Source organism: Stenotrophomonas terrae (genome assembly GCF_039674165.1).
Classification (GTDB): Bacteria; Pseudomonadota; Gammaproteobacteria; order Xanthomonadales; family Xanthomonadaceae; genus Stenotrophomonas; species Stenotrophomonas terrae_A.
This window is the reverse complement of the sequence record NZ_JBDJMY010000005.1, coordinates 59,566-80,769: the sequence shown is the minus strand read 5'-3', so window position 1 is coordinate 80,769 and position 21,204 is coordinate 59,566. Positions and strand designations below refer to the sequence as shown.

Below are 21,204 nucleotides of genomic sequence, written 5' to 3'. Positions count from 1 at the left end.
ACATCCTCAATCAGAAAAGTGTGGCAGGAGCAACAACAGCGCCATGCAGTAAATGCTGGCAAACAAGGCCACCCGCACCAGCGAGGGGTGCAGCGCGCGGCGGTACAGACCAACCCGGCCCAGGCCGTAATCGAGCAGGCCGAACAACGGCAGCAGCAGCACCACCAGCACCAGCGCGCCGGGGAAATAGATACCGCCCATGGAAACTTCAAACGGCATGACGGGCCTCCTTCAGGCGTTGCTGGCGGCGGGAACGTTGCACATAGGCGGCCAGCACCGAGGCGCTGTCATCCAGACTCATCTGCAGCAGGTAGAGGTGATCGCGCACCGCGCGCAGCGCCTGCGGCTGTGGGCCGGCCAGTTCGCTCAGTGCGGCACGCACGCTGGCCTTGGCATCACGCAGGGTGCGTGCTTGCGGTTCGCGGTAGAGCTGGCCCAGTTGTGCCAGTGCCTGTTCGATCAGGGTGCGCAGCGTGGCAGGCAGTTGTTGCTCGGCCAGGTCGTGGCGCAGGTCGATCGCGCAATGCCCGGTTTCGTGGACCAGCAAGGCCCATTCGAACAGCTGCCGTGACGGCCGGCTGCCCGGCGTGGTGCGGCTGGCTACCTGCTGGAACAGTTCGCGGCTGACGCTCTCGAACTTCGGCAACAGGCCGGGCAGGGGCGCTGTCACCGCCAGCTGCACCTGTGCGCGCAGGCGCTCCAGCAGGCGCCGCTGGCGCTGTTTGCTGCCGGGCAGGCCTGGCACCAGCATGAACACGCCGGTTGCGATGAAGGCGCCGACTGCCAGCGTCAACGAGTTGTCCAGGTAGGTCTGCGCGCTGGGATGGAAATGCGGGCCCATGTTCCACGACACCAGGATGCCAACGTTCAACGCCATGCCAATCACCGCGAAGCGCGGCCGGGTGGAGATGTACAACGAGGCGATCATCGACGGCAGGGTCAACAGCACCAGCATCGGAAAGTCGCTGGCCAGTGCCATCACAACGAAGCCTGGCAGAGCGAAGAACGGCGCGATCACATGGCCGATGGTGGCGCGACGCACCACCCATAGCGGATCCGGTGCAGCCGAAGACATCGCCACCAGCGCGGCCATGCCGAACACCGCCAGGCCGCCCTGGTTCCAGCTGCTGCTCAACCACAGCAGCGACAAGGCCAGCATCACCACGAAGCAGCGCACGGCCGCCAGGGCAATCGCATACCAGTCGTTGGCGCGGCTGAAACGCACCTTGCTAAGCCGTGGTGCGCCCACGCGCAGGCGCCCATGGCCGGTTTCCATTCGCGCTTTGGCGCCGAGATAGGCCTGCAACTCCTCGGCGAAACGGCGCACCAGCAAGGTGCTGGCGTCGAAGCCGGCCTGCAGGTCTACCGGTAGCGCGCGCCGTTCGCGGGCAAACACTCCATCAAGTTGTCCACACCAATGCTGCAAGGCCTTGGCCAACGCCGGCACGTCATCGCGCAGAGTGCTGTCGTCCAGCAGCTGCGATAGCGGTTTCAGGCTTGCCCGGATCGCCGCGACCAGGGCTTCATCCTTGCTGCGGCGCAGCCTATCGATATGGTGGTGCAGCGCCTGGAAGCGCGATGTGGCTGCCATGAAGTGCTGGTTGATCAGCTTGAGCTGGCCGTTGCTGCTGCGCAGGATCGGGTCATCGAACCAGGCCATGGCACGCAGATCCTCGAACTGGATTGCGCCCTGCACCACGCGGCTCTGGGTGCGCTCGATCACCTCGAAGCCCTGCAGCCGGCCGCCGATGGCATCGGCGACGAAGCCGAGAAAGTCATTGAGGTTGCCGTCATCGGCCGCACGCAGGCCGGCGCGCAGGCGGTTGGGCCACAGCACGTCGAACACCACGCTGGTCACTGCCATGCCCAGCAGCACCTCGCCGGTGCGTTCCAGCGCGCTGTTGAGGATGTTCTGCGGGTGGTTGAGCACCGGAAACACGATCATCGCCACGGTGTAGCCGGACAGCACAAAGCCATACGAGGCCATGCCACGGCTCCACACCGAGCCGCCGGCACAGAAGCCGGCCCACAGCGCCATCACCGTTACCAGCGCCACCGGGCTCTGCGGAAACACCGACACCATCAGCACCGCCATCGCGCAGCCCACCACGGTGCCTACGCCACGGTAGAACGCCTTGGCCAGCACCATGCCGGTATTGCGGTTCATCACCACCAGCACGGTGATCATCGCGGTGCCGGGCGAGCTCATGCCCAGCCGCATCGCGATCCAGCCGGACAGGTACAGGGCCACCAGCACCTTGCCGATGTAGGCCCACACCGCGCGTTCGCCGCTCATGGCCTGGGCGAAGGTATGCAGCAAGGTGTTGGGGGACTTCGTGTCAGGAGACTTCTGCGCGTCCGGCGCGTGCTCAGCCGGGCGGGTGCTCATGGCTGCTGTTCCAGCCCGATCAGGATGCGGGTCAGCACGGTTTCGGTGTGGCGCAGTTCTTCCGGCTCGACGCCACTGAAGAACCGCTGCAGCTGCTGGATCACCGCCGGCATCACCTGCTCGATCAGTTGTTCACCGGCCGGGCTCAACCGCACCACCAGCTTGCGCCGGTCCTCGGCGCTGGGTTCGCGGCTGACCAGGTCCTTGGCCAGCAGCTGGTCGATCAGGCGGGTGACATTGGACGACTTCTCGCTGGCCGCCTCGCTGATCTCCGACGGGCTCAGGCCTTGCTCGGAGCCATCCAGCATCATCAGCACGTTGTACTCCGGGTGGGAGATACCGTAATCGCGCATCAGCTGGTTGCCGTGGTCGCAGAACAGCTTGTGCACCAGCTTGATCAGCCGCGCCAGCATGGCTTGGTCACGCGGAAAGCCGGGATGGCGCCGGCTGCTGATCGCCAGCTTCTGGTCGATGCTGGCATAGCCGCCGGCGGCGGGAAGGGGTTTGTCCATCCCGGTATATTACACTTATGTAGTAATTGATGCAACGCACAAACAACAGCGAGGCTTGTGGGAGCGGCGTAAGCCGCGAAGCTGGCATTGCCGCCGCGCCCTGTACATGGCCGGTGCCTCGCCTGGTCCGGGCTTTTGAAGCCGGATAGATCCCCGGCTTCGCGGCTTACGCCGCTCCTACAAAACAGCGGCTGGGCGGCCAATGTCCGCAGGCTGCGCAGAGGTGTGCTTGTGGGAGCGGCGTAAGCCGCGAAGCTGGCATTCCCGCCGCGCGCTGTACATGCCCGGTGCCTCGGCTGGTCCGGGCTTTTTGAAGCCGGATAGTTCCCTGGTTTCGCGGCTGACGCCGCTCCTACAAAACAGCGGCTGGTCGGCGGATGCCCGCAGGCTGCGCAGAGGCTCACATGTAGGAGCGGCGTCAGCCGCGAAGCTGACATTCCCGCCGCGCGCTGTACATGCCCGGTGCCTCGCCTGCTCCGGGCTTTTTGAAGCCGGATAGATCCCTGGCTTCGCGGCTTACGCCGCTCCCACAAGCCCGCAAGAACAACCAGGGCCCCGGTCGTCCTCGGCATGGCTAGAATCGGCGGATGCGCGAAGCCCTCCAAGACCTGTGGACAAGTCTGTCCAGCATTCCCTACGTCGCCCAGATCCTGGCCGCCGCCTACCTCACCTATCTGCTCGTGCTGGCCTGTTACATCGTGCTGCAGAAGCGCGAGCCGGTGGCGACGCTGAGCTGGATCCTGTCGCTGGCCGCGCTGCCGTATATCGGACTGTTCGTGTTCTACCTGATCGGGCCACAGAAAATCGTGCGCCAACGCCTGCGCCGTGGCCGCTCCCGCGAGGGCATGAGCACCTATGACGCGGTATGCCCGCCCGATGCCAACTGCACCGAACTGTCACGGGTAGGGCAGGCCACCACCGGCCTGTCCCCGAGCACCGCCACCGATGTCGACTGGCTGCTGGATGGCGCGGCCACCTATGCGGCGATCATCGACGCCATCGGCAAAGCGCGCCGCCACGTCAACCTGGAGTACTACATCTTCGAGCCGGACCACGCCGGCACCGCCATGCGCGATGCACTGGTGGAACGCGCGCGCGCTGGCATCAAGGTGCGCCTGCTGCTTGATGCGGTGGGCTCGTCCAAGATCCGCAAGCGTTTCCTGCAGCCGCTGCTTGATGCCGGCGCGGAGGTCGCCTGGTTCCATCCGCGCCAGCTGCTCAAGCCGCTGAAGCGGCCGTGGTTGAACATGCGTACCCACCGCAAGCTGGTGGTGGTCGATGGCGAGGTGGCCTTTACCGGCGGCATCAATGTCACCGACGAGGAAGACGACAGCCGCAACCCCAATGCCTATCGCGATCTGCATATGCGCATCCGCGGCCAGGTTGTCCTCAGCCTGCAGCTGGTGTTCCTGGAGGATTGGATCTATGCCACCGAGCAGGGCCCGGAGGCATTCGAGCGCGCCGACCTGTTCCCGGCCGATGTACCCAGCCGCGCGCAGGGCAGCATTGATGCGCAGGTGCTGGTATCCGGCCCGGACTCGGCCTGGGAGCCGATCCACCGCCTGCATGTGGCCGCCATCCAGGAAGCCAAGCGCCGGGTCTGGCTTGTCACTCCGTACTTCGTGCCCGGCGAGGCCGCGCGCATGGCCCTGACCTCGGCCGCGCTCGGTGGGCTGGACACACGCCTGATGGTGCCCAAGCAGAGCGACTCCCGGTTCGTCACCCTGGCCGCGCGCTCCTACTTCGATGAGCTGCTGGAAGCGGGTGTGCGCATCTTCGAATACGGCCCGCGCATGTTGCACAGCAAGGCCTTCATCGCCGACGACGACACCTGCATCGTCGGCACCGCCAACTTCGATCACCGCAGCTTCCGCCTGAATTTCGAGCTGTCGATGATGTACACCGACCGCAAGCTCACCGGCGAACTGGAGGCCATCCTGCAGGCCGAGTTCGACAGCGCCGAAGAAGTGCAGCCCATCCGCGACCGCTCGCTGTGGCGCAAGCGCCTGCCCGAAGCCTTCGCGCGGCTGGCCTCGCCGCTGCTGTAACCCCGGCAGCGCAACCGCCCACGTCCGGCGTTGCAGCCGTGCGCGGCCGGGCAGGCGGCTTGTCCACCGTTTCACCCGTTTTACCCATTCGCAGGTACAGCGGCCACGCGGGCGGGACGGCGTGGAATCGGCACAGCCCACGCCGTTACACTGCACACCTCTGATGGGGAGATCGTCATGTACTGGCTGTTTCTATTGCTTGCGCTGGGGGCGTTCCTGCTCGCCTTCTCCACCACCCACAGCTGGCTGCTGGTCCTGGCCCTGCTTGCGGCGTTGGTGTTCCTGTTGCTGTGGGCCAAAGGCCTGTACGTGGCCCGCTTTGGTGGCATGAACACCGTGCCGCGGCCGCTGCATGCCGCCGAACTGCAGGCCCTGCGCGCGCAGCTGCGCCCCGCTGCCGAGCCCGCCACGGCAGCGCCTGCACCGGCGGTCACGCCAGCGCCGGCAAGCCCTGCTGCCGGCGACCGTGAGCTGCCACAGTCATGACCGTGCTCAGCGTCAACGTCAACAAGATTGCCGTGCTGCGCAATTCGCGCGGCGGCAATGATCCGGATGTGGTTCGCGCGGCAATGACCTGCCTGCGTGCCGGCGCGCACGGCATCACCGTGCACCCGCGCCCGGACCAGCGGCATATCCGCGCCGCCGACGTGCTGATGCTGTCCGCGCTTACCCAGCAACACGGCGTCGAGTTCAACATCGAGGGCAACCCGTTCGCGCCGCCGCGCGAGGGCTATCCCGGCCTGCTCGAACTGTGCGAACAGACCCGTCCGGCACAGGCCACGCTGGTGCCCGACAGCGATGGCCAGCTGACCTCCGATCATGGCTTCGATTTCGACCGCGATGGCGCACGCCTGCGGCCGCTGATCGCTACGCTGAAGTCCTATGGCTGCCGGGTCAGCCTGTTCGTTGATGCGGGCAATCCGGATATCGCCCAGGCCGCTGTGCTGGGTGCCGATCGCGTCGAGTTATACACAGGCCCCTACGCCGAAGCGCATGCTGCCGGCGATCCCTGGGAGTCGTTGGCCGTGTTTGCCGACGCGGCGCGCCGCGCGCAGGCAGCGGGGCTGGGCGTCAACGCCGGCCACGACCTGTCGCAGGCCAACCTGAGCGCGTTCCTCGCCCACGTCCCCAATGTGCTGGAAGTCTCCATCGGCCACGCCTTGATCAGCGAAGCCCTGTATACCGGGCTGGAAGCGAGCGTGGCAGGCTATCTGGCAGCCATTGCCGAAGCCGAGAACCTGAGCAGCTAAGCCGGTCCAGGTTCGCCTGTGGCACAGCCAAGGCCAGGAAACAGCGCTGCGTTCCCCCAACGCCCTTGGCGCGCGCTACTCCGCGACGGCAACCGCTACGACCCGGCGGCCGCGCTGGCAGGGTAGGGATGAAATTGCATCCACACACTTATCCACATACGTTTCCACAGCATTTCGTAGGGCATTGACTGAACTGCTCAGCAGTGTGGATAAGCTAAATAGCGGCATTCGAGTCACGCCCGCAGCTTGCCAAATCTGGCCCTGCGGCATGTGCACGGCAACCTTATCCACAGGCAGCACGGCGGCTTCATGGGTGCGTACGACCACCTTCCATCGCACCCATGCAATCGGCCTGTAGCGACTGACGTCCTGCTGGTAATCCCGGCATGTGCAGGCTCGGCTTGGCAAGTGATGAAGTAATTCCGAATCAATGTCGGCTATACGCCGCTTATGTTCGGCCTTCTTCGCCGATTTATAGATTTCTGGAACTTTCAGGCTGCGCTTTCGGGCGTTTGTAAGCCGGTGCGAAAATGCCGTTTCTGATGCGGAACCTCTGGGATTCAGGCGGTGGATTGCCCGCTCCATCACGAGCCGGAAGAGTCCGGGCGGGCACTCCGTGTTGGCTTATCCACATGTACGCGACCGCAGGGTGGGGCAGGGCGGCTATGACGCAGCAGCAGTGATGCCAGTGAAGATATCCACAACCGAGGGTGCGGGTTCGCCGTGATCGTCTACCTCAAATGGAAGGCTTTCACGTGGAGCGTTGTGCAGTAATCCACAGGCCTTTCCGGCGGTTGGTGATCGGCGCCGGCGGCTCTGAGCTATCCACAATGTGTTGTGGATAAGTGGGTGCTGCGTAGGATTTCCAGAGATCTGTCTGCGTTGGACTGGCTTGGGAATCCGGCTCGATTTCTTTGGCAAGCGCGTGACCAGGCAGCAGCGCAGGGAGTGCTGAATGCTCGGTTTGCGGGCTGCTGTTTGTGGCTTCGGAAAAATCGGATGTCGTTTGAAAACGGCTGCTCCGGTCTGCCCTCACCCCAACCCCTCTCCCGTAAACGGGAGAGGGGCTTGATCTGCTGCTTCGGCATTTGTTCTGCCGCCATTGCCGCTACTGCCATCTTTGCCACTTCTGCATTTCTGCACTTCTGCCACCTTTGCCTTCGCTTACGCCGGAGCACCCGCCGCTTCCAGGACCGTATCTGGCAAACGCATTGGCAAAAAGCAATAAAAAAACAGCAAAAAAAAACGCCCCCACAAGGAGGGCGTTTTCCAGTCGCGTCATGACTTGGTGTTGCAGTATTGCTTACTGCACGAAGCCAATCTTCTTCATCTGAGCGTTCTTCGCCTGGGCCAGGATCTTGGCCATGACGTCGTACTCCGAATCCGGGCTTGCTTCGATGCGAAGTTCCGGCTGGTTGGTCGGATCCTTCTGTACTTCTTCTTCCATCTTCTGCTGCAGGTCGCCCACGTTGACTGGACTGTTGTTCCAGAAAACCTGGTTGCTTGAATCGACGCGCAGGTCGATCGGCGGCGGCGGCTCGCGCAGCTGCGGCGGCGGGTTGATAACCCGCTGCGGCAGATCCACGGCGATCGGATACGTCATGATCGGCGCGGTAACGATGAAGATGATCAGCAGGACCAGCATCACGTCCACGAGGGGCGTGACGTTGATGTCGGCCATTGGGCCCTTGTTTCCACCACTACTGAATGCCATGCCTTATTGCCCCTGTTTGTCTTTGGTGGCAACAAAACCGACGTCCAGCATGCCCTGACCCTGTGCGATCTTGGTGACCTCGTTGATCACCTTCATCTTGGTGGTCTTGTCACCACGCAGATTCAAGGGCGGCTGGGGGGTCTGCTGGGCAGCGGTCGCGAAACGGGATTCCAAGGTCTCCTTGGAGACCTCTTCGTCGTTCCAGTAGAGCTTGCCGTCTTCCTTGACCGCCACCGTAATCGGATTCTTGCGATCTGGCGCAGTATCCGGATTCTGGATCAGGTTGGCTTCCGGCAACTCCACCTTGACCTTATGGGACATCAGGGGAGCCGTGATGATGAAGATGATCAGCAGCACCAACATCACGTCCACGAGGGGAGTGACGTTGATCTCGGCCATTGGGCCGCTGCTGTTACCACTACTGAAAGCCATAACGGGCTCCGTCTATATCGTTGCGAAGACTTACTTAAGCTGCCGGATTAGCGAACGCGCGAACCGGTGGCGAAGAAGTCGTGCAGATCGTGAGCGAAGGTGTCGAACTTGCTGACAGTCGCGCTGTTGATCTTGCTGAAGAAGTTGAAGGCGAACACGGCCGGGATAGCCACGAACAGACCGATGGCGGTCATGATCAGTGCTTCACCCACCGGGCCGGCAACGGCGTCGATCGAGGCCGAACCGGTTGCACCGATCTTGATCAGCGCGCCGTAGATGCCCCACACGGTACCCAGCAGACCCACGAACGGAGCGGTTGCACCGACGGTGGCCAGCAGGATCATGCCGCCCTGCAGCTTGTTGGATTCGCGGGTCACGGCCTGACGCAGGGCGCGGTCAACGAACTCCGAACGGCTCAGGGTTTCCGAAGCACCAGCCTGCTGGTGGTGAGCGGCAGCCTGGGCAGCGTCCAGTGCGATCTTGGAGAACGGCTCCGAAGCCGGCTGTTCTTCCATGGCGCGGATGGCGTCCTGTGCGTTCGGGGCATCCCAGAACTGCGACGGCACACGATCAGCAGCCGACTTCAGGCGAGCGGTACGGAAGATGTTGATGACGGTCCAGTACCAGGACATGGCCGACATGATCACCAGGGTCAACAGAACAACCCAGGAAACGGCGAAGTCGCCCGGCTTGGTGGTCATTTCGTGGATCAGATGCTCGAAGCCCATCTGCGAGAGAGCGTTGTTTGCGTTGCCCCCGGCAGCAGCGGCGATGAAAATTTCCTGCAGCATGACGCTTACCTTTGTTGTGTGTGGTGTTAAAGGGTGTAGCTAATGTTGACCTGACCTGGTGGCGGCGATCGAAGCCGCCACGCGGATCAGCTCAGCGCAAAGTTGACCGGGACGCGGACGCGACCAGCTGCCTTCGATCCACCGCTCTGGGCGGGGTTGAACTTCCACTTGCGCGCCGCTTCCATTGCAGCTCGGTCGAGGTCGCGGTTACGGCTGGACTTCTCGACAGACACATTGGTGACGTTGCCGCTGGCATCGACATCAATGATCAGGATGACCTCGCCCTGGATACCGGCACGGAATGCAGCCGGCGGGTAACGCGGCGGGTTCATGGCCTTGGACGAGATGTCCACGCTGGCCTGGATGTCAACCGGCGGCGACGGCGGTGCAGGCGGAGCCGGCGGCGTCACCACGTCGTTAGGACGCGGTTCCGGCACGTCGATCACCGGTGCTTCCGGCGGCGGCGGCAACGGCGAAGCCTTCGGCGGCGCCAGGTTCTTGACCGGCGGCGGCGGGGTGTCCTGCGGCGGCGGCGGCGGCGGCGGCGGCGGTGGCGGCGGCGGTGCGTCGACCAGCGTCACCATGACGTTGCGTTCCTTTTCCGCTGCTGCCTTGGGAGCAACGGCCGGAATCAGAAGCATCATCAAGGCTGCGAGATGCAGTGCGATTACAAATGCGATACCCGCGATACGCGGCCAGCTCAGGCCCGTTTCTTTCTGGGTGTCATACCTGTGGTGGAAGACCAGTTGTTCCGTCATGCGCCAAGAACTCTTTAGTGGGGTCGGGACGGTGGTGTGGAACCGCCCCTGATTCAGCGGTGCATGACACCGCAGGAACCTCCAAGCTTATACCAATCCTGACCAGCTGCGCATCAAAAATGCAGCCGTTCAGGCGTTATTCCTGCTTACTTCAGGTTGATGATTTTGTTTGCATCGGCAGGGTTTTTGATGCCCTTTGCCAGTGCATCACGCGCGGCCTGCTTTGCTTCCGGAATACGGCCTTCGGCATGCAAAACACGGGCCAGATTCAGGTACGTTTCACCGTCCTTGGACAGCGGGGCCGCGTTCCTCCAGGCTTCAATCGCCTGCGGCACCTGCTCGGTGTAGTAGTACGACTGGGCCAGCGCCAGGTAAGTCTGGTAGTCCGGCTTGAGGATGCCCTTCGACATGCCCTCGTTGATCACCGCAATGACGTCCCGTTCCTTGTTGTCGGTGTTGGCGTAGATCGAATACAGCTGCTTGTATTCGCGCTCTTCGGTGAGCTGTCCAGCCGCGCGCAGCTTGTCCATCACTGCGGCAGCCTTGTCCATCTGGTCGGCCTGCATGTACATGCTGGCCAGGTTGAGCTGGGCCTTCTTGTCGGCCGGGTTCTTGGCCGCCAGCGCTTCTGCTTCCTTGACCGCTTCACCGGTCTGGCCGGATTCGGCGTAGGAGGCCATCAACAGCTGGTTCCAGTTGTCCTTCGGCTCGGGCGAGGCAGCGATGGCCGCCTTCAGCACCGGGATCGCCTCGGCGTACTTTTCGCTCTGGTACAGCGCCTGACCCTTGATGATCAGTTCTTCGGGCTTGTTCGACTTGGACTCGGCGAAGTACTTGTCCAGGTTGGCCAGGCCTTCCACGAGCTGGTCGTCCTGCAGCTGCAGCTGGGCCAGCATCAACATCGCCTGGAAGTGGCCGTTGTTGTCCAGCTGGTTCAGCGCGATGGCCTGCTGCAGGTACTGCTTGGCGGCGGCGTTGTCGTCAAGGTTGTAGGCACCCTGCGAACCCAGCTGGTTGGCCACGGCCTTGTCGTAATCGTTGGCATCGGGCGAGGCGATGATTTCATCGGCCAGGGTGCGGGTTTCCGCGTATTCCTGCTTGTTGTAGGCAGCAAACAGCTTGTTGAGCTTGCTGCCCATCTTCGAGGAGGCCTTGCCCTTCGGGTCGACGCGGGTCGCTTCCGGGTACAGCACTTCAGCCTTGGCGCTTTCCTTGTTGCCACGACGCTCGGACGAGCGCGACTGCGCCGCAGCGTCAGCGACGACAACACCGCCCAATGCAGTGGCGATGAGGATGGAGAGCACGGCGTGCTTTTGGCTGCGGAAGATCATGTATCACCTCGAAGGAGCCGCCGTGGCGGTAGAAATTCAAACTGTCGGAACGAAACCGAGCACACAAACGTATCAGAAATTATTTGACGGAGAAATCACTTCTGATGGTGTACTGCAGCATTTCCCTACAACTAACCACAGCGTGGGACTACACCAGAACGCCGCGCCTGCTGATAAACAGGCTCCAACGCAGGGGTGTCACGCTGTAATTCACGGATGCGGTTGGCAGGGTCGGGATGGGTGGAAAGCCACTGGGGAGAACGGTTTCCACTGGCAGCCATCATGTTCTGCCATAGGTTTACCGCTTGTGAGGGGTCAAAGCCGGCCTGTGCCATCAGACGTTGCCCCACCACGTCAGCCTCACTTTCCTGCGTGCGTGAGCCGGGCAACAGAATGAGGCCCTGTGCGCCCATTCCACCGAACTGATTGACCGCGCTGGCGGCTGTATCGCCGTAGGCTGCGCCGGCCAGCGCGCCGAGAATGCCCAGGCCCAGCTGGGTGCTCTGCTGGCGGGTCAGGCGCTCTTCGTGGTGGCGCGAGATCACATGGCCGATTTCATGGCCGATCACCGCCGCCAGCTGATCCTGGTTCTTGGCCACGCTGAAGATGCCGGTATTCACCCCGACCTTGCCGCCGGGCAGGGCGAAGGCGTTGGGTTCCTTTTCGACGAAAACGGCCGTTTCCCAACGTACGCCATGGTATTGAGGCGGCAGCTGCGCCACCAGCGCGTTCACCACGCACTGCACGTAGGCGTTCTGCCTGGCATCGCGGTTGAGGGTCTGCTTGGCCTTGGTTTCAGCGAAGGCCTGGGCGCCGAGCTGATCCAGCTGCTGCTGGGAAACACCGCCAACCACCTGGCGCCGCCCGGTAGGGGAGGTGGTGGTAGCACAGGCGCTGAGCAACAGCGCGGCAACAACGGCTAGTCCGACAGCTTTCATTCGCGTTCCCCTGATTCACATCTGCAGTGTGCGAGCGTCTAGCTTAATTTTTCGTCAACCGCAGGTCGTTTTATTGCGTGCCGAACAGGACCATCGCCGCCAACGCAACCGCATTGTTCACAGCATGAGCGATAACCGCCGCCCATAACGTGCCGGTCTTGCGGTAAACCCAGGCGAAAGCTGCGCCCATGCCGCCGTAGATCAACCACAGCTGCAGCATTGCCGGAAAACTGTTGGGGCTGGTGCCGGGGATTTCATGCACCAGCGCAAATGCCATGCTGCTGAGCACGATGCCCAGCAGCGGGCGTCCAGCCGCCCACAGCCGCCCGAACAACACGCGGCGGAACAGCAGTTCTTCGTAGGCAGGGGCCAGCAGCACCGCGAACGCCACCAGAAACACCGGGTATTGCGCCCATGCCTGCTGCATCAACAGCAGGTTGGTGGGCACCGGTTCCACGCCCATCTGCTTAGCCGCCCAGCCAATGAAGCTGCTGCCGATAAAAACCCCGGCGGCGACCAGTGCGGTCCAGCCCCAGGTGGAAGCGCGGCGTAATGCCTGCTGCGACTGCGCGCGTTCTGCCGCGTTGGCGCGACGGCGCAGGAAATACAGCAGCAGCGCGGCACCGCCGGTGGAAAACAGCGCAATCAACATCTGCGCCAATGCGCCGGGCGCACCCAGCGCACTGGCCATTTCCGTCGCCGCAGGCGTGGTGCCGTCACGGGCGGCCTGCATGCCAACCTCAATACCGCGCCACAAGCCCCACGCCAAACCGCCCAGCACACTGAGGAACAACAGTGTGGCGATGCCGATCAGCAGATCCAGTCCGAAACCCAGGACCGGTGAACCGTGCGGCGGCGAAGACGAGGAGGGTGAGGAAAGCGGTACGTCAGGGAGGCTGGACATCGCGGACCTGGGAGTGGCACGGATAAGAAGTGGGCGCCGTTGCCGGCGCCCACGCTAGCGGCTGCGCTGGATCAGATATCCAGGTTCATGACCTTCAGCGCATTGCTCTCGATGAAGTCGCGACGCGGTTCCACCACATCGCCCATCAAGGTACTGAAGATCTGATCGGCTTCCACGGCGTCTTCGATACGCACCTGCAGCAGGCGCCGGGTATCCGGGTTGACCGTGGTATCCCAGAGCTGCTCGGGGTTCATTTCACCCAGGCCCTTGAAGCGCTGGATCATGCGGCCCCTCTTGGCTTCTTCCATCAACCAGGCCTGTGCCTGCGCAAAACCGGTGATCTCCGAGGATTTGTTGCCGCGGTTGATGGTGGCGCCTTCGCGCACCAGTCCGTGCAACAGCTGCGAGGCCTGATGCAGCTGGCGCAGTTCGCCGGATTCAAATGCAGCCAGCGGCAGCACCTGGGTATGTTCCTCACCCATGTGACGACGGTTGACCAGTACCGCAGCCGGACGCTGTTCGTTCGGTTCCTGCAGGACCAGGCTGTAACGCGGCGTACCCAGGCTGCCCTGGTTCAAACGCGTGGCCAAAGCTTCCAGGCCTTCGCCCGGGCCTGCGGTGCGCAGATGCTCCAGATCCATCGGGGTGAAATCCACCAATGCCTCGAGCAGGCTGCGATCGTAGCGGTGCGCGTTGCGGTTGATGGCTTCCTGCGCGGCGGCGTAGGTCATCAGCAGCTTTTCCAGCGCCACGCCTTCGATCGGCGGTTCGCCGGTGGCCGGGATCAGTGATGCATTTTCGACCGCGTTGTTGGCCAGATAGGCATCCAGCGCCGGATCATCCTTCAGGTACAGCTCGGTCTTGCCCTGCTTGATCTTGTACAGCGGCGGCAGGCCGATATACACGTAACCACGCTCGATCAACTCCGGCATCTGACGGTAGAAGAACGTCAACAGCAGCGTACGGATGTGCGCGCCGTCGACGTCGGCGTCGGTCATGATGATGATCTTGTGGTAGCGCAGCTTGTCCGGGTTGTACTCGTCGCGGCCAATGCCGGTGCCCAGCGCGGTGATCAGCGTACCGACCTGATCGGAGGCCAACATGCGGTCGAAGCGCGCACGTTCCACGTTGAGGATCTTGCCGCGCAGCGGCAGCACCGCCTGGTTCTTGCGGTTGCGGCCCTGCTTGGCTGAGCCACCTGCCGAGTCACCCTCGACGATGAACAGTTCGGACAAGGCCGGATCTTTTTCCTGGCAGTCGGCGAGCTTGCCCGGCAGGCCGGCGATATCCAGCGCGCCCTTGCGGCGGGTCAGATCGCGGGCCTTGCGCGCGGCTTCGCGGGCACGGGCTGCGTCGACGATCTTGCCGGCAATGGCCTTGGCTTCGTTCGGGTTTTCCTGCAGGAATTCTTCCAGCTTGGCACCGAAGGTGCTTTCCACCGCCGGCTTGACGTCGGAGCTGACCAGCTTTTCCTTGGTCTGGCTGGAGAAGCTCGGGTCCGGCACCTTGACCGACAACACCGCGATCATGCCTTCGCGCATGTCGTCGCCGGTGAAGCTGATCTTGGCCTGCTTGGCGATGCCGCTCTGCTCAATGTAGTTGTTGAGCGTACGGGTCAGCGCGGCGCGGAAGCCGGCAAGGTGGGTACCGCCGTCCTTCTGCGGGATGTTGTTGGTGAAGCAGTACATCGTTTCCTGGTAGGAATCGGTCCACTGCAGCGCAACTTCAACCACGATGCCATTGGCTTCGCCGGTTACCGCGATCACGTTCGGATGCAGCGGGGTCTTCACCTGCGCCAGATGCTCCACGAAGCTCTTGATGCCGCCTTCGTAGTGGTAGTCGTCGCGACGGCCTTCGCCGCGCTCGTCCACCAGGGTGATGTTGACGCCGGAGTTCAGGAACGACAGCTCGCGCAGGCGGCGGGCCAGGATTTCGTAATGGAACTCGACGTTGCCGTGGAACGCCTTTACCGACGGCCAGAAGCGCAGCACGGTACCGCGACGGTCGCTGGCTTCCAGCTGCTTCAGCTGCGTTACCGCGGCACCGTCGGCATATTCCTGCTGGTAGTGGAAACCGCCCTGGTAGATATCCAGCATCAGCTTCTGCGACAGCGCATTGACCACGCTGACGCCGACGCCGTGCAGGCCACCGGAAACCTTGTAGCTGTTGTCGTCGAACTTGCCACCGGCATGCAGGACCGTCATCACCACTTCAGCGGCGGAGACTTCGCGGTCGAGCTTCTGGCTCATCTGCGCGTGCTTGCCCACCGGAATGCCGCGGCCGTTATCGGCCACCGACACCGAACCGTCGGCATGGATGGTGACCAATACGTTGTCGGCATGGCCGGCGAGTGCTTCGTCGATGGAGTTATCGACAACCTCGAACACCATGTGGTGCAGGCCAGTGCCGTCATGGACGTCGCCGATGTACATACCGGGACGCTTGCGTACAGCCTCCAAGCCTTCCAATGCGGTGATGCTGTTGGCGTCGTAATTGCCGTTGTTGACCGGGGTGTTCTGTTCTTCGCTCATTGCGCTTGCCGTAGGCTCCGCAGGTCATGCGCCATTCCGTGGAACAGGCATGAGAGATAGGGGATGACGTTCCGATTATACCTGCCGGGGGGGGTTCCGCCCTGAAGGCTTCAGTTCACGGCATTGATGGCGCCATGTTCCACGTGGAACACAGCTGCGGGATGCAGATCGGCTGCAAGGGCGGCCGGTGTTTCGGTGGCGGTGATGAAGATCTGCGCAGGTGTCCCTGCAAGATACTCCAGCACGCGCTGTTGGTGGTTGCGATCCAGCTCCGAGCCAAGGTCATCCAGGGCGATGACCGGCCATTCGCCACGCTGCGTCGCATAGTCGTCAGCCTGGCCGAGCAGGCAAGCCAGCGCCGTCAGCTTGGCCTGGCCTCGCGACAAGGCATCACGGCCGGGAATCTGCGTGAAACCTACGCTCCAATCGGCGCGATGTGGGCCTACCGAGGTGTAGCCGGCGCTGCGATCGCGTTCGCGTGCCAACAACAAGGCGTCGCTCAGCGGCATTTCGTGCCGACGCCAACCCGGCTGCAGTTCCAGACTGTTCAATTGCAGGCCCGGCGCCAGATCGGCGGCAATCGCCACGGCCCGATCCTGCAGCCTTTCCAGATAGTGCTGGCGCCTGGAGGTAAGCGGGGTTCCCGCTTCGGCCAGCTCCCAGTCCCAGGCATCGAGCTGCTTTCCCGGGGCGCCCATCTTCAACAGGGCATTGCGCTGTTTGAGCGCACGGGTATAACGCCGCCACAGGGGGAGGAAGTCAGGTTCCACGTGGAACAATCCCCAATCGATGAAACGCCGGCGCGGTTCACTACCGCCGCTGACCAACGCATGGCTACCCGGTTCAAAGGTCACCACGGCCAGCGCGGCGCAGAGATTGCCCAGTTGCAGCACATCTTCGCCGTCCAGGCGGCCTTTCCAGGCCTGTCCGCTGTGCCGCAGACCGGCGCGACGCGTTGAAACGCCTTGTTCTGCGCCGGTTCGTTCCTGCCATTCGACAAAAACGTCCAGATTCTCTGCGCCTTTCTGCACCAGGCCATCGCGCACGCGGCCACGGAAGCTGCGCCCATACGCCATCAGGTGCAGGGCTTCGAGCACGCTGGTCTTGCCAGCGCCGTTGGCGCCGGTAATGAGGTTGATGCCGGGGCGGGGAGCCAACTCCACCGAATCGAACCGACGTACACGGTTCAAGGCAACACGGACGATATGCATTGACGCTCGAAAGAAAGCATGACGCCGCCACGCAGTCCGTGGCTGGCCATGCGCAGCTTAAAGCATCCGCCCTGTTTGAGCAGTTCCGTTCGACTGCCAGCTGCCGGCGTAAACAGGTGCCACGTGGAACACCCCCGCATTTCTTCAAATCTGAGAGGTGGTGTGGCCAGAGCTGCTGCAGATTTCACGAAATCCGGCGTCTTTTTCCGGAATGTATAGGTCGGGGTACAAACCCTGTGTATAAGTGGGGCAATCTGTGGATAAGATGACCCCTTGAAGCACCCTTCGGTCTTATCCACAGATATCCACAGGCTTGAAGGCGAGTTCTACAGGGGGTTTCAAGGCCAATAAGGCTATGTAAAACAGCAACTTAAGGTAGTTTTACATAAAATCTGCTCCTACCATCACCACCAAGCTTTTGATTTATTCTCAGATTTAAAGCATAGAGCTGAGAAAACCGGCAGCCAGAAAGGGCCAAAATCCAAGCCTGTGATTTCTTGAAATCTGCGGGCGGAGATACTGCTAGTTGTTTCAGATTTGAAGAAATCTGGCGCTGGCTGAAACCGCTTCGTCTGCCTGCCCTGCGTCCTCGGATGCCGCCACGTGGAACAGGGGCAGATTTCTTCAAATCTGATTGCCTGCTGGCGGTGAGTACTCGCGGATTTCAAGGAATCCATGGCGCATCGACAGCTCGCCCAGGACTTGGACACGCGGCAGGTCGGCGCATGGCAAAAGTTTCAGTGAATCGAGGCGATTGGCATTGCGCGGATAGCTACATTGCTGGACCGGCCTGCAGTCCTCGGTAGGTCTTGCCGATCTACCAACAGCGCGGAGGGGCAGGGGACTGGATCCCGGCATCGAAAGCATTGGCCAGTGCTGACGTAATTGGTTCAGCCCAGCCAGAACGTAGCGGTAGGGCCAACGACTACGCGGAGAACGCTGAAGCGGAGAACCAGGTCTTCTCCGGCAATCGGTGTTCTGTCGCGACCATGCCCGCCGCTTCATCAGCCGGAGAAGGAAAACCAACTGCGATCCAGCCGCAGCTCCGCGAGAACCCTGCAGACAGGCCCAGCAAACACCCAGTAGCTGGCGAATCTGCCATCGAAAGGGGCTGTTCCACGTGGAACCTGGTCTGGAAGCGAAGCAAAAAAAAGCCCGGCATCAGCCGGGCTTCTTCGTGTTCCACGTGGAACCTGCTGGTCAGAGACGCAGCGGCATCACCACGTGGCGCGACTTCTCGCTGCTGGCTTCACGCACCAGCGCCGAGGAGTTGGAATCGCGCAGCTGGATCACAACGTGCTCATCGCGCAATGCCGACAAGGCGTCGAGCAGGTAGTTCACGTTGAAGCCGATCGCCAGGTCGCTGACCACGGTATCGGCTTCAATTTCTTCCTGCGCTTCTTCCTGCTCCGGGTTGTGCGCGCTGATTTTCAGCTGGCCCGGGGTGACTTCGACGCGAACGCCGCGGTACTTCTCGTTGGAGAGAATGGCCGCACGCTGCAGCGAGGCACGCAGGGTTTCGCGCTCAACCTTCACTTCGCGGTCGGCACCGATCGGGATCACCGCTTCGTAATCCGGGAAACGGCCGTCGATCAGCTTCGAGGTGAAGGTGACATCGTCGCGCTTCATGCGCACGTGGCTACGGCCAACTTCCAGCTCCACCTCACGCTCGCCGCCTTCCAGCAGACGCTGCAATTCGGTAACGCCCTTGCGCGGCACGATGATCTGACGCTTTGCGCCGTTATCGTTTTCCAGTGCGGTTTCGCACAGCGCCAGGCGGTGACCATCGGTGGCCACGCAACGCAGGATGCTGTCGCGCAGGTCGAACAGCAGACCGTTGAGGTAGTAGCGAACATCCTGCTGCGCCATGGCGAAAGCAGTGCGTTCGATCAGTTCCTTCAGCGCCGCTTCCGGCACGACGACGCGCTCGGTAGCTTCAACTTCGTCAACCGACGGGAAGTCGTTGGCGGGAAGGGTGGCCAGGGTGAAACGGCTGCGACCGGCCTGGACGGTGATCTTGTCGCCGGTCTGCGAAACCGTGATGCGGCTGCCGTCGGGCAGGGCACGGATGATTTCGAACAATTTACGCGCCGGAATCGTGGTTTCGCCGTCCTGGGCATCTTCGACCGCGATGCGGGAGACCATTTCCACTTCGAGGTCGGTACCGGTCAGCGAAAGCTGGCCGCCTTGAACCTGGACGAGGAAATTAGCCAGAACCGGCAGAGTCTGGCGGCGTTCAACCACGTTGACGACCTGGGCCAACGGCTTGAGAAAGGCTTCGCGCTGCAGTGTGAAACGCATGTGGTTTCGTGCCCCTATGCTTTTAAAAGATGTGGATTAAATCAAAAGCTTGGTGGTGCTGGTAGAGCCAGATTTGGTTTAAAACACACCCAAGTGTTTGTTTTATATGGGTTTATTTGCTTTGAAACCCGTGTATTACTGGCACTGAGCAGGTGGGTGAAGCTGTGGATAAATTTGCTGCGTTTTTACCAGCCAATCTTATCCACAACTTCTCCAACGCCTGCCCCCGAATCATGCACCGTTTTGTGCGATGACGCCGCTGTGGCGTCGGTGCATGATTCGCTCAACTTCTCACCACCTCGCCGATCAGCCGATGAATTTCCCGCCCAAATTGCCGACGAGAGCCTCCTGAGGTGATGTTGCTGCGCTTACTCGCTGAGCTTGCGGATGAGCTTTTCCCAGTCCTCGCGCAATTTGCCGTCGGTTTCCATCAGGGTCCGGATCTGGCGGCAGGCATGCAGCACCGTGGTGTGGTCGCGGCCGGCAAACGCATCGCCGATTTCCGGCAGGCTGTGTTCGGTCAGCTCTTTGGTCAGCGCCATCGCCACCTGGCGGGGACGGGCCAGCGAACGGGTGCGGCGCTTGGACAGCAGATCCTTGATCTGCAGCCCGTAGTAATCGGCAACCGTTTTCTGGATGTTGGGAATGCTGATCGCCTGCTGCTGGGCACGCAGCAGATCGCGCAGGGTTTCCTGGGCAAACTCGGTGGTGATCGCGCGGCCGGTGAAGTTGGCGCGGGCGGTCAGCGTATTGAGCGCACCTTCCAGATCGCGCACGTTGGAGCGCATCTTCTTGGCGATCAGGAACGCCACGTCGTCCGGAATGTCGGCGCCGCGTTCGCGGGCCTTGGCCAGCACGATGGCGGCACGGGTTTCAAAATCCGGCGGCTCGATGGCCACCGACAAACCCCAGGCAAGACGTGACTTCAGGCGTGCTTCCAGACCTTCCACTTCGCGCGGGTAGCGGTCGCAGGTCAGGATGATCTGCTGCTTGCCGTCGAACAAAGCGTTGAAGGTGTGGAAAAACTCTTCCTGGGTGCGGTCCTTGCCGGCGAAGAACTGGATGTCATCGATCAGCAGCGCATCGACCTGCTGGAACTGCCGCTTGAACTGGTCCATGGACTTTTCCTGCAGCGCACGGATCATCGCGCTGAAGAACTGTTCCGAACGCAGATACAGCACCTTGGCACCCGGATTGGCCTGGCGCATGGCATTGCCGGCCGCCAGCATCAGGTGGGTTTTACCCAGACCGGTGCCGCCGTACAGCAGCAGCGGATTGTGTGCACGATCGCCCGGTTTCTGCGCGGCCTGGAATGCGGCAGCCAGACCCAGCTGGTTGCTGCGGCCTTCGACGAAATTGGTGAAGGTGTAGTGCGCGTCGAGGTTGCCGTTGAACGGCACCACCGGCGCGGCCGGCACAAAACTGGCCGTCGGGGCCAGCAACGGAGCCGGCTCCGGCGCGCGCGGACGCGAGCCGATTTCCAGGATCACCTCGCCGAAACCGGCAAAGTGGGTCAATAGTTCGCCGATGCGCGGCAGGTAACGTTCGCGCACTTGATCGACAATAAACGCATTTGGCGCGTACAGCACAAGGCTGTCAGCGCGTTGGTCAGCCTGAAGCGGCTTCAACCAGGTGTGGACATCTTCGGGCGGAAATTCCGCCTCCAGACGTTCGAGACAACGTGTCCAGGCATCCATCAGCAATAGTCGTCAAAGGCTTGGCAGCCGGGCGCAGAAAGCCGCCGGGCCACAGGCCGGAAGGGGGAAAGTGGATGGCCCAGCCTACCACCGCAGGCCCGATGCGGGAATGCTTGTCCCGGATTTATTCACAGGCTCATCCACAAGATGTACACCGGCCTGTGGATAGCTTTGTCAGCCAGGACTTGACGAGGCCCCAATAGGGTCTATAGAATTTCCGGTTCTTTCCGTCCACTTCATACAGGTGCCCCAATGGCCACCAAGCGCACGTTCCAGCCCAGCAACCTCAAGCGCAAGCGCGATCACGGTTTCCGTGCTCGTATGAAGACCGCCGACGGCCGCAAGATCCTGTCGCGTCGCCGCGCCAAGGGCCGCAAAGTCCTCAGCGCTTGATTGC

18 protein-coding genes are annotated in these 21,204 nt (G+C 62.2%); 4 read left to right on the top strand and 14 right to left on the bottom strand.

From position 1 onward, the window contains the following. Window positions 1–6 precede the first annotated feature (6 nt). Genes ABE493_RS03705 through ABE493_RS03695 form a run of 3 tightly spaced genes read right to left on the bottom strand, consistent with a single transcriptional unit; the run spans window position 7 to window position 2,901 of the window. On the bottom strand, window positions 7–219 hold the full coding sequence (locus ABE493_RS03705; RefSeq protein WP_346497402.1) for a DUF1656 domain-containing protein: 213 nt from the start codon (window positions 217–219) through the stop codon (window positions 7–9). Then, window positions 209–2,389, bottom strand: a complete 2,181-nt coding sequence (locus tag ABE493_RS03700) for an FUSC family protein (protein ID WP_346497400.1) — start codon at window positions 2,387–2,389, stop codon at window positions 209–211. The genes ABE493_RS03705 and ABE493_RS03700 overlap by 11 nt, the downstream gene beginning before the upstream one ends. Beyond that, entirely contained in the window at window positions 2,386–2,901 is a 516-nt protein-coding gene (locus ABE493_RS03695; protein WP_346497398.1) for a MarR family winged helix-turn-helix transcriptional regulator, read from the bottom strand. Before ABE493_RS03695 ends, ABE493_RS03700 begins: the two co-directional genes overlap by 4 nt. 587 nt (window positions 2,902–3,488) lie before the next feature. On the opposite strand from ABE493_RS03695, the gene cls reads away from it, so the two are divergent. The 3 genes from cls to ABE493_RS03680 all read left to right on the top strand — a co-directional run bounded on the left by cls (window position 3,489) and on the right by ABE493_RS03680 (window position 6,199). Next, a complete protein-coding gene (gene cls, locus ABE493_RS03690; RefSeq protein WP_346497396.1) occupies window positions 3,489–4,949 on the top strand; it encodes a cardiolipin synthase in 1,461 nt (486 codons plus the stop codon). 177 nt (window positions 4,950–5,126) lie between these two features. Next, complete coding sequence (locus ABE493_RS03685) at window positions 5,127–5,435, top strand: hypothetical protein (protein ID WP_346497394.1); 309 nt, start codon at window positions 5,127–5,129, stop codon at window positions 5,433–5,435. Beyond that, complete coding sequence (locus tag ABE493_RS03680; protein WP_346497392.1) at window positions 5,432–6,199, top strand: pyridoxine 5'-phosphate synthase; 768 nt, start codon at window positions 5,432–5,434, stop codon at window positions 6,197–6,199. Before ABE493_RS03685 ends, ABE493_RS03680 begins: the two co-directional genes overlap by 4 nt. A gap of 1,303 nt (window positions 6,200–7,502) precedes the next feature. On the opposite strand, the gene ABE493_RS03675 is transcribed toward ABE493_RS03680, so the two are convergent. The 11 genes from ABE493_RS03675 to dnaA form a co-directional block, all read right to left on the bottom strand. Then, entirely contained in the window at window positions 7,503–7,913 is a 411-nt protein-coding gene (locus ABE493_RS03675) for an ExbD/TolR family protein (RefSeq protein WP_346497390.1), read from the bottom strand. A gap of 3 nt (window positions 7,914–7,916) precedes the next feature. Further along, window positions 7,917–8,345 (bottom strand): ExbD/TolR family protein, encoded by a 429-nt coding sequence (locus ABE493_RS03670; RefSeq protein ID WP_346497388.1) that lies wholly within the window; start codon window positions 8,343–8,345, stop codon window positions 7,917–7,919. A 47-nt stretch (window positions 8,346–8,392) separates the two neighbouring features. Further along, window positions 8,393–9,136, bottom strand: coding sequence for a TonB-system energizer ExbB (exbB, locus tag ABE493_RS03665; RefSeq protein WP_057629874.1), 744 nt, complete (start codon window positions 9,134–9,136; stop codon window positions 8,393–8,395). Between the two features lie 86 nt (window positions 9,137–9,222). Beyond that, window positions 9,223–9,894 (bottom strand): energy transducer TonB, encoded by a 672-nt coding sequence (locus ABE493_RS03660; protein ID WP_430980706.1) that lies wholly within the window; start codon window positions 9,892–9,894, stop codon window positions 9,223–9,225. Window positions 9,895–10,040: 146 nt separating this feature from the next. Further along, entirely contained in the window at window positions 10,041–11,225 is a 1,185-nt protein-coding gene (locus ABE493_RS03655; protein WP_346497386.1) for a tetratricopeptide repeat protein, read from the bottom strand. Window positions 11,226–11,356: 131 nt separating this feature from the next. After that, window positions 11,357–12,163 (bottom strand): M48 family metallopeptidase, encoded by an 807-nt coding sequence (locus ABE493_RS03650; protein WP_346497384.1) that lies wholly within the window; start codon window positions 12,161–12,163, stop codon window positions 11,357–11,359. Between the two features lie 70 nt (window positions 12,164–12,233). Beyond that, a complete protein-coding gene (locus ABE493_RS03645) occupies window positions 12,234–13,067 on the bottom strand; it encodes a CPBP family intramembrane glutamic endopeptidase (protein ID WP_346497382.1) in 834 nt (277 codons plus the stop codon). A gap of 71 nt (window positions 13,068–13,138) precedes the next feature. Then, the gene (gyrB, locus tag ABE493_RS03640; RefSeq protein WP_346497380.1) at window positions 13,139–15,598 is read right to left on the bottom strand and encodes a DNA topoisomerase (ATP-hydrolyzing) subunit B; all 2,460 of its coding nucleotides are present in this window, start codon (window positions 15,596–15,598) and stop codon (window positions 13,139–13,141) included. 110 nt (window positions 15,599–15,708) lie between these two features. Beyond that, window positions 15,709–16,809: a DNA replication/repair protein RecF gene (recF, locus tag ABE493_RS03635; RefSeq protein ID WP_346497378.1), complete on the bottom strand. Its 1,101-nt coding sequence runs from the start codon at window positions 16,807–16,809 to the stop codon at window positions 15,709–15,711. Between the two features lie 1,200 nt (window positions 16,810–18,009). Further along, window positions 18,010–19,110, bottom strand: a complete 1,101-nt coding sequence (gene dnaN, locus ABE493_RS03630; protein WP_057629944.1) for a DNA polymerase III subunit beta — start codon at window positions 19,108–19,110, stop codon at window positions 18,010–18,012. A 368-nt stretch (window positions 19,111–19,478) separates the two neighbouring features. Then, window positions 19,479–20,807, bottom strand: a complete 1,329-nt coding sequence (gene dnaA, locus ABE493_RS03625; RefSeq protein WP_346497375.1) for a chromosomal replication initiator protein DnaA — start codon at window positions 20,805–20,807, stop codon at window positions 19,479–19,481. Between the two features lie 252 nt (window positions 20,808–21,059). Here dnaA and rpmH point away from each other — a divergent pair, with 252 nt between their 5' ends. Further along, window positions 21,060–21,200, top strand: coding sequence for a 50S ribosomal protein L34 (rpmH, locus tag ABE493_RS03620; protein ID WP_006404565.1), 141 nt, complete (start codon window positions 21,060–21,062; stop codon window positions 21,198–21,200). The last annotated feature ends 4 nt before the right edge of the window (window positions 21,201–21,204 follow it).

Coding starts and splice junctions, on each gene's coding strand:
- ABE493_RS03680 (WP_346497392.1), top strand. CDS start 5,432: ATGACCGTGCTCAGCGTCAACGTCAACAAGATTGCCGTGCTGCGCAAT.
- ABE493_RS03695 (WP_346497398.1), bottom strand. CDS start 2,901: ATGGACAAACCCCTTCCCGCCGCCGGCGGCTATGCCAGCATCGACCAG.
- ABE493_RS03655 (WP_346497386.1), bottom strand. CDS start 11,225: ATGATCTTCCGCAGCCAAAAGCACGCCGTGCTCTCCATCCTCATCGCC.
- ABE493_RS03705 (WP_346497402.1), bottom strand. CDS start 219: ATGCCGTTTGAAGTTTCCATGGGCGGTATCTATTTCCCCGGCGCGCTG.
- recF (WP_346497378.1), bottom strand. CDS start 16,809: ATGCATATCGTCCGTGTTGCCTTGAACCGTGTACGTCGGTTCGATTCG.
- ABE493_RS03645 (WP_346497382.1), bottom strand. CDS start 13,067: ATGTCCAGCCTCCCTGACGTACCGCTTTCCTCACCCTCCTCGTCTTCG.
- ABE493_RS03675 (WP_346497390.1), bottom strand. CDS start 7,913: ATGGCATTCAGTAGTGGTGGAAACAAGGGCCCAATGGCCGACATCAAC.
- ABE493_RS03660 (WP_430980706.1), bottom strand. CDS start 9,894: ATGACGGAACAACTGGTCTTCCACCACAGGTATGACACCCAGAAAGAA.
- cls (WP_346497396.1), top strand. CDS start 3,489: ATGCGCGAAGCCCTCCAAGACCTGTGGACAAGTCTGTCCAGCATTCCC.
- dnaA (WP_346497375.1), bottom strand. CDS start 20,807: ATGGATGCCTGGACACGTTGTCTCGAACGTCTGGAGGCGGAATTTCCG.
- gyrB (WP_346497380.1), bottom strand. CDS start 15,598: ATGAGCGAAGAACAGAACACCCCGGTCAACAACGGCAATTACGACGCC.
- rpmH (WP_006404565.1), top strand. CDS start 21,060: ATGGCCACCAAGCGCACGTTCCAGCCCAGCAACCTCAAGCGCAAGCGC.
- ABE493_RS03670 (WP_346497388.1), bottom strand. CDS start 8,345: ATGGCTTTCAGTAGTGGTAACAGCAGCGGCCCAATGGCCGAGATCAAC.
- ABE493_RS03700 (WP_346497400.1), bottom strand. CDS start 2,389: ATGAGCACCCGCCCGGCTGAGCACGCGCCGGACGCGCAGAAGTCTCCT.
- exbB (WP_057629874.1), bottom strand. CDS start 9,136: ATGCTGCAGGAAATTTTCATCGCCGCTGCTGCCGGGGGCAACGCAAAC.
- ABE493_RS03685 (WP_346497394.1), top strand. CDS start 5,127: ATGTACTGGCTGTTTCTATTGCTTGCGCTGGGGGCGTTCCTGCTCGCC.
- dnaN (WP_057629944.1), bottom strand. CDS start 19,110: ATGCGTTTCACACTGCAGCGCGAAGCCTTTCTCAAGCCGTTGGCCCAG.
- ABE493_RS03650 (WP_346497384.1), bottom strand. CDS start 12,163: ATGAAAGCTGTCGGACTAGCCGTTGTTGCCGCGCTGTTGCTCAGCGCC.